The 15,590-nt window shown below is 69.6% G+C and carries 15 protein-coding genes and 1 other RNA gene; 14 read left to right on the top strand and 2 right to left on the bottom strand.

The annotated features are described in order from the left end of the window. Positions 1-3: 3 nt before the first annotated feature. The 5 genes from BFN01_RS04095 (at position 4) to BFN01_RS04075 (ending at position 4,335) form a co-directional block, all read left to right on the top strand. The gene (locus BFN01_RS04095; RefSeq protein WP_071641856.1) at positions 4-1,110 is read left to right on the top strand and encodes a sugar ABC transporter substrate-binding protein; all 1,107 of its coding nucleotides are present in this window, start codon (positions 4-6) and stop codon (positions 1,108-1,110) included. Between the two features lie 123 nt (positions 1,111-1,233). Further along, positions 1,234-2,112: an SMP-30/gluconolactonase/LRE family protein gene (locus BFN01_RS04090; RefSeq protein WP_071641854.1), complete on the top strand. Its 879-nt coding sequence runs from the start codon at positions 1,234-1,236 to the stop codon at positions 2,110-2,112. Positions 2,113-2,114: 2 nt separating this feature from the next. After that, on the top strand, positions 2,115-2,909 hold the full coding sequence (locus BFN01_RS04085; RefSeq protein WP_071641853.1) for an SDR family NAD(P)-dependent oxidoreductase: 795 nt from the start codon (positions 2,115-2,117) through the stop codon (positions 2,907-2,909). A 35-nt stretch (positions 2,910-2,944) separates the two neighbouring features. After that, positions 2,945-3,325 (top strand): cupin domain-containing protein, encoded by a 381-nt coding sequence (locus tag BFN01_RS04080; RefSeq protein ID WP_071641851.1) that lies wholly within the window; start codon positions 2,945-2,947, stop codon positions 3,323-3,325. A gap of 50 nt (positions 3,326-3,375) precedes the next feature. Then, a complete protein-coding gene (locus tag BFN01_RS04075) occupies positions 3,376-4,335 on the top strand; it encodes a 3-hydroxyacyl-CoA dehydrogenase family protein (protein WP_071641849.1) in 960 nt (319 codons plus the stop codon). Between the two features lie 137 nt (positions 4,336-4,472). On the opposite strand, the gene BFN01_RS04070 is transcribed toward BFN01_RS04075, so the two are convergent. Continuing rightward, positions 4,473-5,312, bottom strand: coding sequence for an aldo/keto reductase (locus tag BFN01_RS04070; protein WP_071641847.1), 840 nt, complete (start codon positions 5,310-5,312; stop codon positions 4,473-4,475). 73 nt (positions 5,313-5,385) lie between these two features. Between BFN01_RS04070 and BFN01_RS04065 the strand changes: the two genes are divergently transcribed. The 4 genes from BFN01_RS04065 (at position 5,386) to rnpB (ending at position 8,709) form a co-directional block, all read left to right on the top strand. Continuing rightward, on the top strand, positions 5,386-5,790 hold the full coding sequence (locus BFN01_RS04065; protein WP_071641845.1) for a YchJ family protein: 405 nt from the start codon (positions 5,386-5,388) through the stop codon (positions 5,788-5,790). Positions 5,791-5,827: 37 nt separating this feature from the next. Continuing rightward, a complete protein-coding gene (locus BFN01_RS04060) occupies positions 5,828-6,562 on the top strand; it encodes a zinc ribbon domain-containing protein (protein WP_071641843.1) in 735 nt (244 codons plus the stop codon). A 30-nt stretch (positions 6,563-6,592) separates the two neighbouring features. Beyond that, positions 6,593-8,338, top strand: coding sequence for a bifunctional 3'-5' exonuclease/DNA polymerase (locus BFN01_RS04055; RefSeq protein ID WP_071641841.1), 1,746 nt, complete (start codon positions 6,593-6,595; stop codon positions 8,336-8,338). A gap of 14 nt (positions 8,339-8,352) precedes the next feature. Continuing rightward, an RNA gene (gene rnpB, locus BFN01_RS04050) (RNase P RNA component class A) lies at positions 8,353-8,709 on the top strand. A 56-nt stretch (positions 8,710-8,765) separates the two neighbouring features. Here rnpB and ppgK read toward each other — a convergent pair. Beyond that, complete coding sequence (ppgK, locus tag BFN01_RS04045; protein ID WP_071641839.1) at positions 8,766-9,509, bottom strand: polyphosphate--glucose phosphotransferase; 744 nt, start codon at positions 9,507-9,509, stop codon at positions 8,766-8,768. Positions 9,510-9,577: 68 nt separating this feature from the next. On the opposite strand from ppgK, the gene BFN01_RS04040 reads away from it, so the two are divergent. From BFN01_RS04040 to BFN01_RS04020, 5 genes are all read left to right on the top strand, one after another. Then, positions 9,578-9,793: a hypothetical protein gene (locus BFN01_RS04040; RefSeq protein WP_071641837.1), complete on the top strand. Its 216-nt coding sequence runs from the start codon at positions 9,578-9,580 to the stop codon at positions 9,791-9,793. A gap of 2 nt (positions 9,794-9,795) precedes the next feature. Beyond that, a complete protein-coding gene (locus BFN01_RS04035; RefSeq protein ID WP_071641835.1) occupies positions 9,796-11,133 on the top strand; it encodes a glutamine synthetase family protein in 1,338 nt (445 codons plus the stop codon). A gap of 7 nt (positions 11,134-11,140) precedes the next feature. Beyond that, positions 11,141-14,119: a bifunctional [glutamine synthetase] adenylyltransferase/[glutamine synthetase]-adenylyl-L-tyrosine phosphorylase gene (locus BFN01_RS04030; protein WP_071641833.1), complete on the top strand. Its 2,979-nt coding sequence runs from the start codon at positions 11,141-11,143 to the stop codon at positions 14,117-14,119. Positions 14,120-14,146: 27 nt separating this feature from the next. Continuing rightward, entirely contained in the window at positions 14,147-15,079 is a 933-nt protein-coding gene (locus BFN01_RS04025; RefSeq protein ID WP_071641882.1) for a diacylglycerol kinase family protein, read from the top strand. Between the two features lie 121 nt (positions 15,080-15,200). Continuing rightward, positions 15,201-15,590, top strand: a 390-nt coding sequence (locus BFN01_RS04020) for a hypothetical protein (protein ID WP_218161795.1), incomplete at its 3' end; no start/stop codon positions are given.

Raw genomic sequence — 15,590 nt, 5'->3', positions numbered from 1 at the left:
AGCATGCATAAGAAGAGAATCCTCGCGGGGATCGCGCTTGCTGCGGCAGGCGCGATGACCCTCATGGGCTGTGCATCGGGTAACACCGGAGGCGGCTCTGCGGGCGACGGCGACGGCGGCTACCGGATCGCGCTGAGCATGAGCTACTCGGGCAACGACTGGCAGGGCGAGGCGCAGAGCCTCGTCTACGCGGCCGCCGAGTCCGATGCGCTGAAGGACAAGGTCGATTCGGTCGAGACCTTCATCGCGGGCACCGATGCCCAGACGCAGATCTCGCAGATCCAGCAGATGATCACCGCCCAGTACGATGCGATCCTGATCTATCCGATCTCTCCCACCGCGCTCAATCAGGTGATCAAGCAGGGCTGCGACGCCGGAATCCCGATGTTCACCTACGACGCCGTCGTCACCGAACCCTGTGCGAAGAACGTCACGTTCGACCAGGCCGAGTTCGGCAAGGTCGGCGCCGAGTACCTCTCAGACCTCATGGGTGACACCGGCAATGTCGTGCTCATCACCGGTGTCGCGGGCACCTCGGTCGACGAGGACCGCACGAACGCCGCTCGGGCCGTGTTCGAGGAGCGGGGCATCAACGTGCTCGACTCGTGCGCGGGCGACTGGGCGCAGGGCCCGGCCGGCGAGTGCATGAGCCGCTTCCTCGCCGCGTTCGACGACATCGACGGCGTCTGGGCCCAGGTCGGCGGCGTCGCCGTCCCGGCAGCATTCGAGGCTGCGGGCCGCCCGTTCGTACCGATGATCGCCGAGGCCGAGAACCTCTACCGCCTGCACCTGCAGGATCCGGAATACATCGAGAACGGTCTCCAGGGCGGATCCGCCGGCTCGCCTCCGTGGCAGAGCGCAGCAGCACTGCACATGGCCGTTCGCGCCATCGAGGGCGAAGAGTTCCCGTCGACGATCGACGTGGGCTTCGACTGGGCCACCCAAGAAGACCTCAAGATGTGCGAGACGGGTTCGGCCGAAGAGCTCGAGGCCGGTTGCAACACCTTCCCCGCGGGCATGGTGTCCGACGGCTTCATGGCCGACTGGTGGCACCCGGAGTGGACGGCGGGCATCGATCTCGACACGCTGTTGAGCGTGGACGTGGACTGATCTCAGCCCGTGACTGGCGGGGGATCCGGATCGGATCCCCCGCCGGGCACCACTCACCGCGGCGCATCCCGCACCGCCCGTTGAAGCACTGACGCACTGACGCACCCGAATGGAGTACCGATCATGGAAATCGACATCCTCGTAGATGTGAAGACGGAGCTCGGCGAGGGCCCTCTCTGGGACCCCGAGCTCGAACGACTGTTCTGGATCGACAGCAAGGGCGGCAAGGTGTTCCGCTCCACCGCCGACGGCACGGAGCTCCGCGCGTGGGACACGCCGGGCCTGATCGGTTCGATGGCGCTCCGCCGAGACGGCGACGGAGCGATCGTCGCCCTCGAGAACGGATTGCACACCCTCGACTTCGCCACCGGCGACACCGAGTTCTTGCACGACCCCGAGCCCGTCCTCTCCCAGAACCGTCTCAACGACGGCAAGGTCGACGCACGCGGCCGCTTCGTGTTCGGCTCGATGAACAAGAACGAGGAGGGACCCACCGCAGCCCTCTACTCGCTCGACACGGACTTCTCGGTGCGCACGCTCGATGATGAGCTCATCGTCTCGAACGGACCCTGCTGGTCGCCCGACGGATCGACCTTCTATTTCAGCGATACCTGGTCGGGCGAGATCTGGGCATACGACTACGACCTCGAAACCGGTGACGCGAGCAACCGCCGCAAGTTCGGCGATGTCGACACGTCGCGCGGCGGCGGTGCCGACGGTTCGACGGTCGACGCAGAGGGATATCTCTGGAACGCACTGGTGTACGACGGCAAGCTCGTGCGCTACGCACCGGACGGTACCGTCGACCGGATCATCGACATGCCGGTGAAGAAGGTGACGAGCGTCATGTTCGGAGGCGCGAACCTCGACGTGCTCTACGTCACCTCGATGTCCAAGCCGCCGCTGCCCCGCTTCCCAGACGACCCGGTGCAGCGCGGCAGCGTCTTCGCGGTCACGGGCCTGGGGATCCAGGGCCTTCCCGAGCACCGGTTCGGCGCCTGACGATGAACGGCGATCAGCGCGGGGCGCCGCAGTCTGCCGTGCTCATCACCGGTGCGGCACGAGGCCTCGGGGCCGATCTGTCCCGAGGGCTCGCCTCCACGGGCCATACCGTGGTCGGCCTCGCCCGTTCCGCCGACGCTCTCGCCGAGCTCGAGGCCGAGATCTCGGCGGCGGGCGGATCGTTCATCTCCGTCGTCGGCGACGTGCGCGACACCGCCGCCCTCGAGAAAGCGGTAGAGACCGCCGGATCAGCGCCCGGCGGGCTCTACGGCGTGATCGCGAATGCCGGCATCGCGGGCCCCACCGCCCCCGTCCAAGACGTCACCGATGACGAATGGAACGAGACGTTCGACATCAACGTCACCTCGGTCTTCCGCCTGTGCCGCGCGGCCGCGCCGACACTCATCGCACGGGGAAACGGCCGCATCGTCATCATCGGCTCAGTCACCGGCAAGCGCCCGCTGGCCGGCCGGTCCCCATACGCGGCGAGCAAGCTCGCCCTCGTCGGCCTCGCCCGCACGCTCGCGGCGGAGCTCGGCCCGGAAGGCACCACCGTGAACGTTGTTTCGCCCTGGTTGCTCGACGGCCCCCGGTTCGACCGAGTCGTCTCCGCGCAGGCCGAGCTGCTCGGCAGCCCCGATGCAGACGTGCGCGCCGAGATGGTCTCCGGCACCGCTACGCGCTCGACGGTCTCGCCGGACGACGTGCTCGCGAGCGTCGAGTATCTGCTCGACCCCCGCAACCGGAACATCACCGGGCAGGACATCAACGTCTCCGCCGGCGCTGTCATGTACTGAATATCCGCACTTCTCGAAGCACCAAGGAGACCTTCATGCACCAGACCCATATCGACGAGGTCGAAGGCACGCGCTTCGGCGCTCCCTACACTCGCGAGATCAAGCACCTGCACACTCCGTGGGGCACCGGTGCCGAGCACCTCTGGATGGGAATGAGCGTCGTCCCCGTCGGCTCGGAATCGAACCCGCACATCCACGAGGCGCAGGAAGAGAGCTTCTTCGTGCACGAGGGCGTCGGCGAGGTGGTCGTCGACGACGTCGCCGTGCCTGTTCGTCCGGGAAGCCTCGTCGTCATCGCCGCAGGCGAACTGCACCAGCTCCGCAACACCGGCGATGTCGACCTGCGCGTGCTGTGCTCGGTCGCCCCGCCCTTCAGCGCCGACCAGTTCGAAGACGTGCACGACCCCAACGGCTGATCCCCGCCCGGCCGCAACCACAGTCACACCCCAGAAATCTAGGAGCCCGCATGTCAAAAACCGACGCTCAGCCGATCTATGCCGTCGTTGGCAGCGGCTACATGGGAGGGGGCATCGCCCAGGTGCTTGCACTCGCAGGTGCCGAGGTGCACATCTCAGACGTCGACCTCGCCACCGCTGAGAACAGCCGCGAGCGGCTGATCGCCGAGGCGAAGCAGTTCGTCGCCGACGGGCTGTTCCCGCAAGAGGCCCCGGCTCTGATCGAGGCGAACCTGCACGCCGACACCCTCGAGGATGCAGTCGCACACGCCTCGTTCATCGCCGAGGCCGTGCCCGAGAAGATCGACATCAAGCACGCCACGCTCCGTCGGATCGCCGAGGCCGCACCCGCCGATGCGATCATCGGCTCGAACACGTCGACCATCCTCATTCGCAAGCTCGCCGAACCGATCTCGAATCCCGAACGGTTCCTCGGCGTGCACTTCGCGAACCCGTCGCCCTTCATCCCGGGCGTCGAGATCATCACCCATGCCGGCACCGACCCCGCAGTCGTCACACGGGTTCGAGCGATCATGGCCGAGATCGGCAAGGAGTGCGCCGAGGTCGGCGATGCCACCGGTTTCGTCATGAACCGTCTCCAGTACGCGCTCTTCCACGAGGCGACGCAGCTCGTCGAAGAGGGAGTCGCCGGCCCGGAGGAGATCGACACGATCGTACGCACCAGCTTCGGCTTCCGGTTGCCGTTCTTCGGACCGTTCGCCGTCGCCGACATGGCGGGCCTGGACGTCTACGCCTTCTGCTATGAATCGCTGCAGACAGAGTTCCCCGAGCGCTTCGCCACACCGCAGCAGCTCGCCGACCTCGTCGCCGCAGGCAAGCTCGGCACGAAGAGCGGCGGCGGGTTCCTGCCGATCCCCGCCGAACGCGCCGCTGATCTCATCTCGTACCGCAACCGCGCTTATGTGGAGCTGATGAAACTACTCGACAAACTCGGCCCGGCCCCGATGTGAGCAGCCCGTGAGGCTTGAGGTGGCCTGCGGTGCCGAGGAGGAGCGAGGCTAAGGGCGGGGTCGTGCCGCCGTGTGGGCATTGACGTCGCGTTTCTTTGTCTCACCGTGCGGTGCCGGCGGCGACTGCCATCCGGATCTCACATCTCCTCGTGCGAGGCAGGGTCTGCGTCGAAAAGGCGACCGTCGGCACGGCCGAGTCCGGTGATCGCGTCGACCTCGGCGGCGTCGAGCACGACGGATGCCGCCTCGAGGTTGGTGCGCTGATGCTCGGGCGACGACGCCTTCGGAATCGACACGGTGCCGCGAGCGACGTGCCAGGCGATGATCGCCTGCACGGGGGAGATGCCGTGACGCTCGGCGATCTCGATGATGACCGGCTCGTCGAGCACCTGCTCGGCGCGCCCGAGCGGAGACCACGCCTCGGTGAGGATGCCGCGCTCGGCATGGAATGCGAGCGCCTCCTCCTGGGGGAAATAGGGGTGCACCTCGATCTGGTTCACGACGGGCCGCACGCCGGTCGCCGCCTCGATGCGCTCGAGGTGCTCGGGGAGGAAGTTGGACACGCCGATCTGGCGGACGGTCCCGCGCTGCTGGGCATCGACGAGACCCTGCCAGGCCTGCTCGTACCGGCCGGTGATCGGGTTGGGCCAGTGGATGAGGTGCAGGTCGGTGGCATCCAGTCCGAGACGGAACCGGCTCTCCTCGATGCTGGTGCGCGCCTTCGCCGACTCGTGGTGGCGGCCCGGCAGCTTCGTGGTGACGATGATCTCGGAGCGATCGACTGCGGATGCCCGCACGCCGGCGCCCACGGCGCCCTCGTTCTCGTAGTTGAACGCCGAGTCGATCAGACGGTAGCCGAGGCCGATCGCCGTGGCGACCGCCGTCGCGCCGGCTTGTCCGTTCAGCCGGTACGTGCCCAAGCCCACGGCGGGCAGCTGGAATCCGTTGTGAGCGGTGAAGACGGGAGCAGCGGTCATGGTGGCCCTTCGGTTCGTCGGTCAGGCCAGCCTACGGCCGCGCCGCCCGGCGCTCGCGTGTCAGCATGGAGTCATGTCGACACCCGCGAGCGATCAGCGATGCCCCTGCACCAGCGGAGACGTGTTCGGGGCGTGCTGCGGCCCGGTGCTGGCATCCGGGTCGGCGCCGACCGCGGTGCGACTGATGCGCTCCCGGTTCACCGCTTTCGCGATCGCCGACGAGGGGCATCTGCTGCGCACCTGGCACCCCTCCACTCGCCCCGAGCGGCTCGATCTCGACCGAGGCACCCGCTGGACGCGCCTCGACATCCTCGATCACAACGACGGCGGCCCGTTCGACGATCAGGGCGTGGTCGAGTTCGAGGCCTTCTACCGCGACGACGAGGGCAGAGGCGCGCTGCGTGAGCGCAGCCGCTTCGTGCGCGAGAACCGCGTGTGGCTGTATGTCGACGGTGTCGTTCGCGCTGACTCGGCGTGACGTCGACGGGCGCACGCGCAGCGGCTAGATTCGAAGGGTGAAAGCCACCCCCGAGCACCAGCGCCGCCTCCTCGACATCGCCGACCTCGACCGCAGGATCGCGCAGGCGGAGCGCGCCCGCACCACGCCCCCGCAGGGTGCTCGCATCAATGAGCTCGCCGCCCTCCGCCAGCGTCAGCTGGGCGAGCTGACCGGGCTCACGGGGGTGCTCGACGACGCGAAGGCCGAGCTCGCCCGGCTGGAGTCCGACGTCTCCCTCGCCGCGCAGCGGCGCGACAAGGACGCCGCTCGTCTCGCCACGGCGACCGACCCGAAGCAGGCGCAGGCGCTCGAGAACGAGATCGAGAGCCTCGGCCGGCGCATCACGATGCTCGAGGATTCGGAGCTCGACGTGATGGGGCGAGTGGAGGACGCGCAGGCGGCGGTCGACGCGCAGCAGGCGCTGATCGACCAGACCCAGTCCGAGGGCGCTCAGCTCACCACCGCCGCGAAGGCGGAGATGGCGGCAGCGGCCGCCGAGGGCGAGCACCTCGCACGCGATCGTGCCGCTCTCGCCGAGAGCGTGTCCGCCGAGCTGCTCGCCGAGTACACGCGCCGCGCCGCGAGGGGTGGAATCGGGGTCGGCCTGCTGCGCCGGCGGATCTGCGAGGGCTGCCAGATGGTGCTCTCCGGCAGCGAGCTGGCGGCCGTGCGGGTGGCGGCCGAGGACGACGTCGTGTCGTGCCCGGAATGCGGCGGGATCCTCGTGCGCACCGACGAGTCCGGGCTGTGAGGACCGGCACCCGTCTCGACGACCGTGCCGATGCCGGCCGCGGGTGACAGACCGGATGCGGTGACCCGAGCCGCCGAGCCACCGCACGCCCTGGTGGCGCGAGCCCCGAGCGGCGGGTGGATCATCATGCTGCACGCGGACGTCGACGCCGACCCGGCGGTCACGGAGGTCGCCGACCGCGATCTCGTCCTGCGGGTGCGGGAGATGGAGCAGGAGCTGTCACCGCGCTGGACCGTGCGGAGCCTGCGCACGTTCTACCCGCGGCTGCTCGCCGCCGGGGTGCGGCTGCGCCGGGCGCACGATCTGCTGCTCTGCCACGCCATCCTGCGCGACACCGCGTCGTCGTCGCATCCGGTGCCGCCGTCGGACCGCTGGCTGCGGACCGACGACATCGACGACGCCGCCGGGCAGCCGGGGCTGTTCGATGTGGACGCCGCGAGCGCCGGACGCGGCGACGACATCGACGAGGTGAGGGCGCAGTGGCGAGCTCAGCTGACGGCACTGGCCTCGGCACCCGACTCCCGCCTCGCGCTGCTCTGCGCCGCGGAGTCGACGGGTGCCCTCGTCGCGGAGGAGATGACCGCGGCGGGCCTGCCGTGGAGCACCGCGGCCCACCATGACATCCTCGAGCAGCAGCTCGGCCCCCGGCCGCTGCGCGGCGCGCGGCCGGCGCGCATGGCGGTGCTCGCCGCCGAGATCGGTCGCTGTCTCGACGACCCGAGCCTGAACCCCGACAGCGCGCCGCGCCTGCTGCGGGCGCTGCACCGTGCCGGCGTGTTCGTCGACTCGACCTCGCGATGGGAGCTGTCGCGCGTCGAGCATCCGGTGGTCGGTCCGCTGCTGGAGTACAAGAAGCTCGCCCGACTCTTCACCGCGAACGGATGGGTGTGGCTCGATGAGTGGGTGCGTGACGAGCGGTTCCGTCCGATCTATCTCACCGGCGCCGTGGTGACCGGGCGCTGGGCGTCATCCGGCGGCGGGGCGCTGCAGATACCGCGTCAGCTGCGCGACGCCGTCCGGGCGGACGCCGGCTGGATGCTCGTCGACGCCGACGTGGCGCAACTGGAGCCGCGCGTGCTCGCCGCCATGTCGCGCGACAGCGCCATGGTCGAGGCGGCGCGCGGGCGCGACCTGTACGAGGGCGTCGTGCGCTCGGGAGCGGTCGCGACGCGTGACGAGGCGAAGTACGCGGTGCTCGGAGCCATGTACGGCGCGACCACGGGTAAGAGCGGGCAGCTCGTGCCCCGGCTGCGCACCGTGTATCCGCGGGCGATGGGGCTCGTCGACGCCGCCGCGCGCACCGGCGAGCAGGGGGGAGTGGTCAGCACGCTGCTCGGCCGCAGCTCGCCCCGGCCCGACGACGCGTGGCGTCTGGCCCAGTCCCTGGCGGGAGGGCCAGACGCTGCGGGGGCAGAGGAGAGCAGGGCGCGCGGCTGGGCCCGCGAGCGCGGGCGCTTCACCCGCAACTTCGTCGTGCAGGGCACGGCCGCCGAGTGGGCGCTGCTGTGGCTCGCCGAGATCCGCCACCGTCTCATGGCCCTTCCGCCGGCATCCGTGCCTGCGGCCTCCTCCGGCCCGATCTTCCGCGACCGCGCGCATCTCGCCCTCTTCCTGCACGACGAGGTGATCGTGCACGCCCCCGCGGAGCAGGCACAGCTCGTGGCGGGCATCCTCCGCGATGCCGCGGACGCCGCCACCGCCCGGCTGTTCCCCGGCTTCGACATCGACGTGCCGCTCGACGTGCACGTCGCCGAGAACGCCGCGAAGGACGCGTAGAATCGAGGGGCGAGTGGGTCGGCCGGACGGCCGCGTGGCGCGTGAGCGCACCGAGGAACGTCCGGGCTCCACAGGGCAGGGCGGTGGGTAACACCCACCCGGAGTGATCCGCGAGACAGTGCCACAGAGAGAAGACCGCCCCCTCGGGGGTAAGGGTGAAAGGGTGGTGTAAGAGACCACCGGGGAGCGCGGTGACGCGCTCCGCCAGGTAAACCTCGCCCGGAGCAAGACCAGACAGAGGACGTTGACGCGGCTCGCCGAGTCCTCGGGTAGGTCGCTGGAACGACACGGCAACGTGTCGTCGAGAGAGATGGCCGTCAAGGGAGCGAAGAACTCCTGAACAGAACCCGGCGTACAGGCCGGCCCACTCGCCCCGAACACGCAGGAAGGCCCGGTCGATGACCGGGCCTTCCTGCTGTGCGCGTGATCAGTCGACCGACAGAGCCGCCGCGCCGATGATGCCGGATGCGTTGCGGTGCACGGCCGACACGATCGGGGTGCGCAGATCGAGCAGCGGCAGGAACTTCTCGGGATGCTTCGACACGCCGCCGCCGACGACGAACAGGTCGGGGCTGAAGAGGAACTCGACGTGCGAGTAGAACTCCTGAAGACGTGCCGACCACTCCTCCCACGACAGGCTCTCGCGCTCCATCGCCGAGTAGGCGGTCCAGCGCTCGATCGACTCGCCGTCGCGGTTGAGATGACCGAGCTCGGTGTTCGGCACCAGCACGCCGTTGTAGAGGAAGGCCGAGCCGATCCCGGTGCCCAGCGTCGTCATGATGGTGAGCCCGCGGGCATCGCGCGCGGCACCGTGACGAGCCTCGGCGACGCCGGCCGCGTCCGCGTCGTTGACGAACGTGATGCTGCGGCCCAGTCCGTCCTCGAAGAACTTCTCCGCCTCGAAGTCCACCCACTCCTTCGAGATGTTCGCAGCAGAGAGCGTCCTGCCGTACTTCACGATGGCGGGAAAGGCCACGCCCAGCGGCAGCGTCGACTCCGCGACACCCAGGGTGTCGAGCACGCTGCGCACCGTCTCGACCACGTCGGCGGGGTGAGCGCCCTCCGGCGTCGGGACGCGCACTCGATCCGAATCGAGAGTGCCCGTGGAGAGATTGACGATGCCCGCCTTGATGCCCGTTCCGCCGATGTCGACGCCGATTGCCTGTGCCATGGCGAATAGCCTAGCGATGCACGACGCAGCGATTAGGATCGTGACGAGATCCCGACGAAGGAGCTGACATGTCCGACGGCGACGAGAAGTACTGGTACAACCTCAGCACCGGGGAGGTCGAGTTCGGCATGCTGTCCGCATCGGTCGACCGGGTCGGTCCGTTCGACACGCGTGAGGACGCGGCTCGCGCCCCCGAGACCCTGCGCGAGCGCTCTCGCGCGTGGGCCGCGGACGACGCGGCCGACGACGCGTGGGGCTCCAGCTCTCTCGAGTCTGGCCAGTGAGGGTGGACAAGCAGCGCGACTTCGTGCTGCGCACCATCGAGGAGCGCGGCGTCAAGTTCGTCCGACTCTGGTTCACCGACGTCATCGGAACCCTCAAGTCGGTCGCCATCGCGCCCGCTGAGGTCGAGGGCGCCTTCGCGGAGGGGATCGGCTTCGACGGCTCGGCCATCGAAGGGCTGACGCGCACCTACGAGTCCGACCTGCTCGCCCAGCCCGATCCGACGACGTTCCAGATCCTGCCCTGGCGTGGGGAGATCGACCCGACCGCCCGCATGTTCTGCGACCTCACCACCCCCGACGGTCGACCCGCTGTCTCCGACCCGCGCAACGTGCTGCGTCGGGCGCTCGCGAAGGCGGCCGACGCCGGATTCACGTTCTACACGCACCCCGAGATCGAGTTCTACCTGCTGAAGTCCTCGCAGCTCGGTCCGGAGGGTCCGATCCCCGCCGACAGCGCCGGCTACTTCGACAACGTCCCCGGCGGCACCGCGCACGACTTCCGCCGCAGCGCCGTGCGGATGCTCGAGGACCTGGGCATCTCGGTGGAGTACAGCCACCACGAGGGCGGGCCGGGGCAGAACGAGATCGATCTGCGCTACGCCGACGCGCTCACCACGGCGGACAACATCATGACCTTCCGGACCGTCGTCAAAGAGGTCGCGATCGAGCAGGGCGTGTACGCGACGTTCATGCCGAAGCCGCTGAACGACCACCCCGGCAGCGGCATGCACACGCACATGTCGCTGTTCGAAGGCGACATGAACGCCTTCTACGAGGCCGGCGCCGAATATCAGCTCTCGCTCACCGGCCGCCGGTTCATCGCGGGGCTGCTGCGTCATGCGAACGAGATCGCCGCCGTCACCAACCAGTTCGTCAACTCGTACAAGCGCCTGTGGGGCGGCGACGAGGCGCCGAGCTTCGTCACCTGGGGTCACGCGAACCGCTCGGCCCTGATCCGCGTGCCGATGTACAAGCCCAACAAGGGGCAGTCGACGCGCATCGAGTACCGCGCCCTGGACTCGGCGGCGAACCCGTATCTCGCGTACGCGCTGATGCTCGCCGCCGGACTCAAGGGCATCGAGGAGGAGTACGAGCTGCCACCCGAGGCGGAGGACAACGTGTGGTCGCTGAGCGACTCCGAACGTCGCGCTCTCGGCTACGCGCCGCTGCCGGCGAGCCTCGACCACGCCCTCGAGTACATGCGCGACTCGGAGCTGGTCGCCGAGACGCTCGGCGAGCAGGTCTTCAACTACGTGCTGCTGAACAAGCAGAAGGAGTGGGAGGCCTACCGCGGCCAGGTGACGCCGTTCGAGCTCAAGAACAACCTCGGGCTGCTCTGAGCCGGCGATGGCGCGTCCTGATGCGTCCATATCGCTGTCCGCCCTGGCACGGCTCGGCTTCGTCGAGCTGACCTCCGCGTCCGCGGATCTCACCGAGCTGTCGGAGCTCACCGGCCTCGAGCGCGCGCAGCTCGCCGACGGGATGGTCGCCGCCGATCCGGATGCCGCGGTGCGAGGCCTCGTGGGCGTCGCGCGCCGCGACGCGGCGCAGGTCGCCGCCGTGCTGTCCGATCCGGTCGCGCGGGAGGCGGCATGGCGGCTGTTCGGAGCATCCCGAGCGCTCGGGATGTTCTTCGAGCGGCATCCCGAACGCCTGCATCCCGATCTGCTGCTGCGCACGCACCTGCCGGATGCCGCCGAGCTGACCGCGCGGATGCTCGGGGCCGTCGAGGCCGACGACGGCTTCGCGCGCGCCGACGATCCCGTCACCGCACTGCGGGTGGAGTACCGGAGCTGTCTGAGCGAGATCGCCGCGGTCGACCTGGCGTCGGAGTCGGCGACGCTCGCGATCGCCGGCGTCTCGGCCGCACTCGCGGATGCGGCGGGTGCGGCGCTGGAGGCGGGGCTCGCCGTCGCCCGCGCGGTGGTCGACCGGTCGGGTCGCGCCGGCACCCACGACGAGATCGCCGCGACACGGCTGGCGATCATCGGCATGGGCAAGGCGGGTGCGCGCGAGCTGAACTACCTGAGCGACGTCGACGTGATCTTCGTCGCAGGCACGGCCGACGAGAGCGTCGTCAGCGAGGCGAGGGCGATCGACATCGCGACGCGCCTGGCGCGCGAGACGATGACGGCACTGAGCGGCGTCGAGATCGAACCACCCCTGTGGGAGGTCGACGCGGCGCTGCGCCCGGAGGGCAAGCAGGGTGCGCTGGTGCGCTCGCTGGCATCCCACCTGGCCTACTACGACCGCTGGGCGAAGAGCTGGGAGTTCCAGGCGCTGCTCAAGGCGCGTCCGCTGGCCGGCGACACCCGACTCGGCGCGGACTACATCACCGCCGTGCAGCCGAAGGTCTGGACCAGCGCCGAGAGGTCGGATTTCGTCGAGAGCGTGCAGCGCATGCGCGAGCGGGTCACCGATCACATCCCCGCCGACGATGTGCCCTACCAGATCAAGCTCGGTCCCGGTGGTCTGCGCGACATCGAGTTCACCGTGCAGCTGCTGCAGCTCGTGCACGGGCTCAGCGATGAGGGCATCCGCACCCGCGGCACGCTGGAATCGCTCGACGCGCTCGTCGAGGGCGGCTACATCGGCCGCGCGGAGGCGAGCGCCTTCGGTGAGCAGTACCGCATCCTGCGGCTGCTCGAGCACCGGCTGCAGCTGCACGACCTCACCCGCACGCACCTGATGCCGCGAGACGACGAGGGCATGCGGCGCCTCGCCAGGGCCACGGCGCTGGCCGACAGCGCATCCGGTCTGCAGCAGATCTGGGACGAGGTGCGCCGCGCGGTGCGAGATCAGCACGTGCGCCTGTTCTACCGGCCCCTGCTCTCGGCCGTCGCCTCGCTGCCGGCCGAGGAGCGCACGCTCTCGACAGCACAGGCCGGCTCGCGACTGGCGGCGATCGGGTTCCGCGACCCCGCCGGCGCGCTGCGGCACATCGCAGCGCTCACCTCCGGGCTGAGCCGCAAGGCCACGATCCAGAGGCACCTCATGCCGGTGATGCTGCGCTGGTTCGCCGACGGCACCGACCCCGACTACGGACTCGTCGCCTTCCGGCGCATCAGCGAGAGACTCGGCGACACGCACTGGTTCCTGCGGATGCTTCGCGACTCGTCGGGTGCCGCCGAGCGCCTGACCCGGCTGCTCTCGAGCTCGCGCTACGTGGGTGAGCTGATGGAGTGGATCCCGGAGTCCGTCGCCTGGCTCGACACCCCGGCCGCCCTGCGTCCACGCGGCGGTGCCGCGCTCGACGAGGAGGCGCGCGCGATCCAGACGAGGCATGCGACGACGAAGGCCGCTCTGCGAGCCGTGCGGGCGCTGCGCAGACGCGAGCTGCTGCGCACGGCGATGGGTGCGGTGCTGGAGCAGGTCGGAGTCGACGAGATGGCCAGGGCGCTCACCGAGATCACCGAGGCGACGATCCAGGCCGCGCTGCGCGCGGTGCGCCGCGAGGTCGTGCCGCCGGAGGACGACGCGATGGACTTCTCGATCATCGCGATGGGTCGCTTCGGCGGCGCCGAGCTCGGCTTCGGCTCCGACGCCGACGTGCTGTTCATCTACGACCCCAACGGCGTCGATCCGCAGCGCGCTCAGCAGCACGCCGCCAGGATCGTCGCGGGCCTGCGCGAGCACCTCGCCGACCAGCGCGTGCCGCTGGAGCTCGACGCCGATCTGCGTCCCGAGGGGCGCAACGGGCCGATCGTGCGCACCATCGAGGCGTACACGCAGTACTACCGTCGCTGGTCGCTGTCGTGGGAGGCGCAGGCGCTGCTGCGGGCGCGCGGGATAGCCGGAAGCGTCAAACTGATCACCCGATTCACCGCGCTCGCTGACAGCATCCGCTACCCGGAGGCCGTCTCGCTGCAGGATGTGCGGGAGATCAAGCGCATCAAGGCGCGGGTGGAGGGCGAGCGGCTCCCGCAGGGCGCCGACCCGCGGCGCCATCTCAAGCTCGGCCCCGGCACGCTGAGCGATGTCGAGTGGATGGTGCAGGTGCTGCAGCTGCAGCACGGCCACCGGGTGCCCGATCTGCGCACGACGTCCACGCTGCAGGCGCTGGATGCCGCCGTGCTCGCCGATCTTCTCCCCGCCGACGACGCCGAGCGACTGCGCGAGGCGTGGGTGCTCGCCAGTCGGCTGCGCTCGGCCATGACGCTGCTCACGGGGCAGACGAAGGATGTGCTCCCGGCCGATATCCGTGAGCTCGACGGCGTCGGTCGCCTTCTGGGATATCCTGACCGCGCCGCCACCGTGCTCGAGGAGGACTACCTCCGCGTCACGCGTCGTGCGCGGCGAGTCTTCGAGAAGCAGTTCTACGGCTGACATCCAGCCGTGATGAAGGGGGAGCAGATGGCACAGCGGTTCGGGATCATCTGGAATCCGACCAAGATCGAGGGCGACGCACTTCGGGATGCCGTGACGGATGTCGTCCCGGCGGACACCGAGCTGATGTGGTGGGAGACCTCCGCCGACGACCCCGGCCGAGCCATGACGACCGAGGCGGTGCGGGCCGGATGCGACGTCGTCATCGCCGTCGGCGGGGACGGCACCGTGCGCACGGTCGCCGAGATCCTCGCGTCGGTCGAGAACGCCCCCGCACTCGGAATCGTGCCGCAGGGCACCGGGAACCTGCTGGCGCGCAATCTCGGCATCCCGATCGGCAGCATCCCCAAGGCGCTGGAGGTCATCGCCGCAGGCGACGAGCGTCGCATCGACATGGGCTGGACACGCACGGACGACGCGGAGGTCGAGGTCGGATTCCTGGTGATGGTCGGTTTCGGCCTCGACGCGCACATGCTCGCGGAGACCGACGACGATCTGAAGAGCAAGGCCGGCTGGCTCGCCTACGTCGCCGCGATGGGACGTGCGGTGACGGCCTCAGAGACCGTCGACTTCCACATCACGCTCGACGACGGCGAGGAGCAGCTGCTCAGCGGACACACGCTGCTCATCGGCAACTGCGGTGACATCCAGGGCGGGGTCACCCTGCTGCCGGACGCCGTGGTCGATGACGGCCGCCTGGATCTGCTGCTGATCAGCGCCGACAACGTGACGCAGTGGCTGCAGACCCTGCGCACGGTGGTCTGGGACAACGGCATCCGGCGGCTGCTCGGCGGGGATGACGAGACCGTCAGCATCGACTTCGCGCAGCACCTCACCGGCGAGGCCATCGCCGTCGCCCTGCCGGGACCCGTGCCCTTCGAGATCGACGGTGAAGAGGCGGGAGACATCTCCAAGCTGGCCGTGCGCGTGCAGCCGGGTGCGCTGCGCGTGCTCTGCTGAGTTCCCGCCCGCTCGGTTCCCGCCCTCCGAGTCCCGCCCGCTGAGCCCCGCGCACGGTGCGGTGGCCCGCGGTGCGGGAGGGGCGCCAGCCTCCCGTAAACTCAGAGGGAAAGGACGGTGCATGACGACTCTCGACTCGCCGCTTCCCCCCGTTCGGATCGTGATCCCGTGGCGACCCTCGCCGTCGCGTCTCGACGCATACGAGCGCGTGATCGCGTGGTATCGCGAGGCGCTGCCGCAGGTTCCCCTCGAGACCGTCGACACGGGGGATGTGCCCTTCGTGCTCGCCGCGTGCCGCAACACCGCGATGCGCAATGCGGCCGCGGACGAGGTTGTCGTGGTGGGTGACGCGGACACCATCCCCGAGCGCGAGCCGCTGATCGCGGCGATCCGCGCGGCAGCGGACAGCCCGTTCGTGCACCTGCCGTACGACGAGTACCGCTGGCTCGGACGCACCGGATCGGCCGAGCACGCCGCCGGTGTGCCGCTGGCGCGATGCACCGTCGAGCAG

Origin of the sequence: Microbacterium sp. AR7-10, from assembly GCF_001878835.1 — a bacterium.
GTDB classification, from domain to species: domain Bacteria; phylum Actinomycetota; class Actinomycetes; order Actinomycetales; family Microbacteriaceae; genus Microbacterium; species Microbacterium commune.
Note: the sequence above shows the minus strand (reverse complement) of the source record. Positions and strands in the feature narration are given on the sequence as shown.